The organism is Martelella alba, assembly GCF_005217455.1.
Taxonomy (GTDB): domain Bacteria; phylum Pseudomonadota; class Gammaproteobacteria; order Enterobacterales; family Enterobacteriaceae; genus Acerihabitans.
Window position 1 is genome coordinate 1 of sequence record NZ_SZPQ01000085.1, and the last position, 6,259, is coordinate 6,259.

The 6,259-nt window shown below is 46.9% G+C and carries 3 protein-coding genes; all 3 read right to left on the minus strand.

The features are described 5' to 3' along the window. Positions 1-119 precede the first annotated feature (119 nt). The 3 genes from FCN80_RS25235 to FCN80_RS25245 are packed head-to-tail and all read right to left on the minus strand — an operon-like array spanning position 120 to position 5,944. Positions 120-2,318, minus strand: coding sequence for a DEAD/DEAH box helicase (locus tag FCN80_RS25235; RefSeq protein WP_136993060.1), 2,199 nt, complete (start codon positions 2,316-2,318; stop codon positions 120-122). After that, positions 2,315-3,631, minus strand: coding sequence for an ATP-binding protein (locus FCN80_RS25240; protein WP_136993061.1), 1,317 nt, complete (start codon positions 3,629-3,631; stop codon positions 2,315-2,317). Before FCN80_RS25240 ends, FCN80_RS25235 begins: the two co-directional genes overlap by 4 nt. Before the next feature lie 3 nt (positions 3,632-3,634). Continuing rightward, positions 3,635-5,944, minus strand: coding sequence for a tellurite resistance TerB family protein (locus FCN80_RS25245; protein WP_136993062.1), 2,310 nt, complete (start codon positions 5,942-5,944; stop codon positions 3,635-3,637). Positions 5,945-6,259 lie beyond the last annotated feature (315 nt).

Below are 6,259 nucleotides of genomic sequence, written 5' to 3' on the forward strand. Positions count from 1 at the left end.
AGGTCAAAGATCTTCTGCCGTGGAACCTCAACATCCCTGCTGAATAACTGTCAACACGGCGCTGGGCACACGCTTACCAATCTACGAAGGGAGCAGATCCCCCTTATTGCTTAGCCAGTTTACTGAAGGTGCTGATTCAACCAAATACAAGTACCTTCAATGTCATACGCTTTTTCCCCAAATCCCTTCGCAAGCAGGAACTCAGGTAAATACTCGTCATATTTATCCAGGTACTTTTCTGGAACATCTGCGGCAAGATCAAATGCTGAGGGTAAGTCTGACAACAGCATTTCTTTAAGCGTGTGCTGAACAGTTGCTACACTTGCATCATCAATCTCTATCACACCTGCGAATGAATTGGCTTTAAAACCACAGCGTATGAGCAAAGCTGTAATCGTATTCACAACTTTATCTCCCATCCAGGGAATTACGTAACAGTGTTGCCCACTCGAAATAAAATACTCATTTTGCAGGTTATAACGCTGAAAGTTACTACAACCTTCCGCAAATAGGTTTCTGCCGGCAGTGTCGGCATAATCTACTTTCTTGCTACCTATTGCTATGCGGTAATCACCTTCCCTATAGATAGCGAGCATTTCCTGACGAACGGCATCATGAACAGACATTCCTCCCCCACTAAATTGTGGTGGCTGACCGCCTTTGGTTGCCTCTACATAGATAACTTTTTTCTCTGTCTCGATCTCTGTCACTTTCCAGCGCCGCCCACCGAAGATGATGTGTTGGTCTGGTAGCAGTGGGGAGTCCACAGGCACTGTTCCAAGGGTTCTGTTTCCGGCGACAATGCGGAACTCTTCTGGTGTATTGAACACGGCATAAAAAGTGTAATGGTTAGTCAGTTTCTCCCCCTCTGCCCCAACAACCATTTCGCCGCTAGCGAGTTGAGTGAGTAGGCCACATGCTCCCATATGTTTAAGCAGGCTTTTGAAATCGTTTAAATCTACATTTCTGAACGGCCCTGTCTGGCATAGTTGTGACCAGAGCTGGTCGGCACGAACTCCACCCCATTGTGCGGTAATTGCAAGAATCTGGTGTAGCAGCGTGGAGTAATGCATCTGCCGGGAATCGGCAGGCTCAAACCATTGTTTAGAGATCATCAATCTGATCATTGCCATCGACTGCACCAACTGGAGTCGTAGGTGATCAACGATACTGCTACTCACAGTAAGCTCATTTTCTGTAATTAGCATTCTGAGTACTGATGGGGAGTCGCGTCGCCCAGAACGTCCCATACGCTGACGTAGACTGGAAACAGAATGCGGAGGCGTAACTTGTATAACCGACTTAACCTTACCGATATCAATTCCCAACTCGAGCGTCATTGTACAAACAGCTGTTGTGGGCAAATTTCCTTTCTGAAGACGAGATTCAAGCGCCTCACGTAATTCCTTGGCAAGGGAACCATGGTGGGGGAAAAATTCATTCGGAACAATTTGTTCCTCACACATGTCGCTCAGTGTTGCCGCAATGCTTTCAGTGCGCTTTCGGCTGTTTGCAAAGACCAAATGAGAATCGCCACGGCAAAGTCTAAAAATGTCAGCGCAAACGTCATGTTCAGCTGAACTCCGAAGTTCTTCCTCTTTTTGGATCACTCGCTCCAGGTACCCTTTGACCTGTACCTGAAGAGTGGCCGTGCTATTACTATCTGTAACAGTTACGCAGGGGAGTCGTTTGTCCGGGCGCAACAGTTCTGGCACTTTCTCCAGTTCCCCCAGCGTGGCACTCAACGCAACGCGGGGAATTGGATTTACCTGACGTCCTAGCACATGGTCAATTCTATTGAGCAGAGAAAGCAGCTGTACACCACGCTCTGAGCCAATAAAAGCATGAAACTCATCAATAACGATGTATGCGACTGAAGAAAACGCCTGTTTGAGCCAGCCCATCGAGTTTATGAGCAAAGACTCAAGTGACTCAGGTGTAATCAGTAAAATGCCAGCAGGGTTCGTCCGAGCTTTCTTCTTTTTACTTTGTGGTACATCTCCATGCCAGGGAGTGACTGGCATTGCCAATGCATCTCCAAGGCTCTCAAGACGACGGTGCTGATCGTTAATCAATGCCTTCAATGGACTGATATAGACGATGCCAAATCCATTAGTGAGATCTGCAACTGCCGAACAGGCAGGAAGAAAGAAAGCCTCTGTTTTACCCGCTGCAGTACCTGCACTGATTAGCACGTCTCGATCACGGGCTAAAATTGCCGGGATAGAACTCTCCTGCAAGGGCCTTAATGTAGACCACCCCTGCTTGTAAACCCACTTACGGACGCGGGGATCGAGACTATCGTAGGCACTGCTCATAGTTTGAAGTTCGCTAGGCCGTCGTCGTCATCGCTTTCCTCCATAATGGCGTCATCCATATCGCTGGACCTGTCCTCTTCAATCGCCACACCCTCGATTAGTGTTTGCCAGTTCATCGTTCTGTTTTGTTCCAGCACGGCCAGCATATCTAGGAAACCTTTTATGGTATTACGGGGGGTACGGAAGTAAGCGTCTCCAATGGTTTTACTACAGTGATGCAGAAATCCAGTCAGTGCCTCATCTGGTACCAGATAATTCTCTGGATCTCCACCTGCATAAACATGACGAAGATTTCTCAGCAAAATATACAGTTCCTCAGGGGTCAGGCTAGCAAGATGCAAAGTGGGGGATGAGTAGTCAATCACTCCTGCTTTTTGCGCGAACCGGTTTTCCGCCAGACGCGACTGGAGCGCCTCATAGCTGTAAAGACCTTTACGCGGATCGAAAAGAAACTCTGGCGTCCCCCCGAGGATAAAACCAATGTTCTCGGCTGAGCCTTGCAGGCAGTCATTCAGGATCCGCAAAATCTGTTCGTAGTTCGCTGTTCTTGCTTGCGTATTATTCAGTTTAAAGAGATTTACCATTTCGTCGAGGCTGACCAAAAGACCGGCATAGCCTGCCTGGCGGACAAAAAGGCTCATCAGCTTCAAAGAGTCATAGAATGAAGCGTCTGAGATAATAGTCCGAACGTCGAGATCGTTACGGGCATCAGTTTTAGTGGTGTACTCTCCCCGCAACCAGCGAATAGCATTGGATTTTAGTGTTTCGTTATCCTGCTCATGCCCGCGCCAGAATGCATCAATGACCTTCGCAAAGTCATATCCACCCACCATATCAGACAGAGCTGCCAGGCGTTTATGAATAACTGATGAAACCTCGGAGCCGTCCGTGTCAGCTTCCTTCCTTGCCTCCGTAACGAACCTTTCAACAACGCTAAGTAACGCATTACCATCCGGCTTGTTTCTGGTGGACATGTTTTTCATAAGCTCTGAATAGAGGTTACGAGCCTGACCTCCCGATGAGTGAATACGTCTGTCAGGAGAAAGGTCAGCACTGACTGACACCAGCTTCTTCTCTAACGCAATAGAGCGCACAACACTCAGAAAGAAAGTTTTACCTGAACCGTACTCACCGATGATAAGTCTGAAGCTTGCCCCACCGTCAGCAATCCTCTCAATATCCTGATGGAGAGCGGTGATCTCATTCACACGGCCAACCTGGATATGCTGAATACCTATCCTTGGCGTTACACCTGACTTAAGTGACTGAATAATAGCGTCGCGTTCTTTCACTCTTATACGTGTTACAGACATTCACTATCCCTCTAATTCTTTGGCAATTTCCAGGTCAACCCAGATATCATCATCGGCATCGTCCAGCACCGGAGCATCAACCACCGCATAGGACCAGTCATTGATCACCTCAAGTGCACCGCCGAGCATCAAATTCAAATTTCCGCACAATTCTGTCGCCTCTTTTCGGGACCACTGTTCTTTCTCCAGCAAACTGCGATAAAGCTGGCTATGTGCGGAATCAAGGCCCACCGCCTCCGCTAATGAGACTGGAGCGCTTTCTGGCTCTTCCGGTTCTTCTTCGGTGAAAATTGTGTTCAGCAATTTACGAACATCATCCGTGGCAGATTCGTGGCGGGCAAGTACATTAGCATCCAGTGTGAACCCTGCTGCTGGCTGATCAGTTGGTACAGACGAGACGAGATCATGTTCAGTTGCAGAATGCTGATGTATATTGCTCGAGACAGATGAGGGATCCAGCCCCAAACTTGAATAAATCTTCTCAAGCTGTTTGATTTCGGAAGGCGCTATTGTCCCATCCGAACAGGCAACACTAACGATAACTTTACCCACAGCAGCTTTTTCCGCGGCCCCCATCAACTCAATCCTGCTTTTCATTCCTGTCATATTGGCTGGGGTATGAAGTTGCCACGTTAAATACGCATGTAGAGAGCGTTTTTCATCATCGGTGAAGCCAGTATTGTTGTTGATGGCATTCTCAAGCACTTTCTGTTCAGCTTGATCAAGAGAATCGTCAATCAAGGCGACCATCGCCCCTAATCTGAGCGTCATTACTGCTGAGATAAATTCAGGAGAAGGTGAGAAGCGTCCACCTTCGGCGGCAGGGAATAGAACAAGTGTCCCATCAACATCCGCCTTCACATGGTGATAATACGGGTCAGGTGCCAGACCGTAACCCATCTTCAGAGCAAAGGCCTGCATCAAATCGGCCTCTTTTTTATTGATCTTATTGGGGCAACTGGCATTCATATGTGCCCAAAAGTCAGCAACTGAGACTAACCCCTCCTTGACGAGAATCACCTCATCAGCCCAGCGTTTGAATGAGCTTAATATTTTTTCTGCGCTTTCATTAACGATCTCTGAAGGGAGCAACATAATTGCAGCCGTATCATTGACTGACGTACCTTTCCTACCAAGGTAGCGACTATAAGCATCAAGCTCATCCGTACATATGTCGGCAAGAGTCATAATTTTCTGGACAGGGCTCTTCAACGCACTTGGATCAGGCAGGTCGGGAACAGGAAGTCGAACACCTCGCAAACTAGGACTTGCTGGTGTGTAATCTAACCTTAGGCGCGTTTTATTCGCCTTAACGACCATCCCTTCACCATATTTGAGGGTGTAACGCCGTTTGAAAAGCGCAGCAAACTCTTTAGCACAGCGGCGAGCCGGGGTACGCAGCGAATACTCGGTGTGGTTTATTACCCAGTTCAACGCCAGTTCAGCTGATACAGGAACTCCTTCATGTACAGTTTTTGCCAGAGCCAGCTTAAATTGCATGCTATTGCTGAAACCTGAATTGCTATCGAGCTCAGTGACTAAGCCCATGTTCGGGCGCAGAATAGACATGGCTTCGAGTAATTGGGCCGAATATCCACGGAATGATCGGTTCTCAATGAATACCGATCTTAACCGAGCGATTTCATTGAACAGATTACGGAACTCAGCATCAGGGAATTTTGGGTCAGTGGAATCTACGAGCGCTTTTCTTTCCAGGCCGTAGAGGTAGATAAAAACATAGCCGATAGGACACGATGGATCAGACCTATCGCTGGCGAGCCAACTGACATATGCACCGCGTGCTTCTGGGGAAAGAGAGGAAAAACTGGGCCAGTATCCTAATGAACTGTCCTCGTAAAGATAAGAAGTAGGTTTTATCTTACATGTGTCATCAATTAATGATGCCTCATTTCCATCGTCATAATAGCCGCCTGATTCCTGACCGGAGGGCTTCATACGTTGCCCCAAGTAAATGTGGCCACCGCTAATTGCTATACCAGCTACAGTTATCATCTCACCCGGAAGTACCCATCGAGCTAGTGCACCTGCTGACTTTGAGGTGTTCCGGTAATGATTGGTTGTCACCCGAAGTTCAACACCCCGGCCACCGCTCAATGTAAAAGTTGCAAGGTTATCGTCTTCACTATCATCGTTTCGCACAACCGCCTCTTTTTTCTTGATGTCAGCGAGCCATTCTTTTGGCGGTGCTTTCACGGGGCTTGAAGCATAAGACTTTGGAGATTTACGTTTTTTCTTTCTAAAAAACAACAAGTAAATTACTAAAATCGCCGCCAGAAACTTCAATAACTCCATGATATATAACCTTAAAATTATTCTCCATTCACATTTGAAATGTGGTAGGGAATGCATGGCAAGTGGATTAATCTCAAAATAATACGTCTAAATCGCTAGGGTTAAAAGCAAATCGCAATTAAAATTAACCAATTGATTTAAATGACAAAAATCATTGAATAATTTACTTAACCAGAAGTGAATTTTTAAGGAGTAAAAAGCCTGATGGGCCATTCGCCTAAGAATGATGTTGTACTAAGGTAATCCCCCCATTTTTAACGGAGGTGATAAGTAGAATCAGGTCATGCGCTGAATATGCTGCATTGGTGTGAAGCC

Excerpts from the sequence above, each read along its gene's own strand:
- FCN80_RS25245 (WP_136993062.1), bottom strand. The coding sequence starts at position 5,944 with ATGGAGTTATTGAAGTTTCTGGCGGCGATTTTAGTAATTTACTTGTTG.
- FCN80_RS25235 (WP_136993060.1), bottom strand. The coding sequence starts at position 2,318 with ATGAGCAGTGCCTACGATAGTCTCGATCCCCGCGTCCGTAAGTGGGTT.
- FCN80_RS25240 (WP_136993061.1), bottom strand. The coding sequence starts at position 3,631 with ATGTCTGTAACACGTATAAGAGTGAAAGAACGCGACGCTATTATTCAG.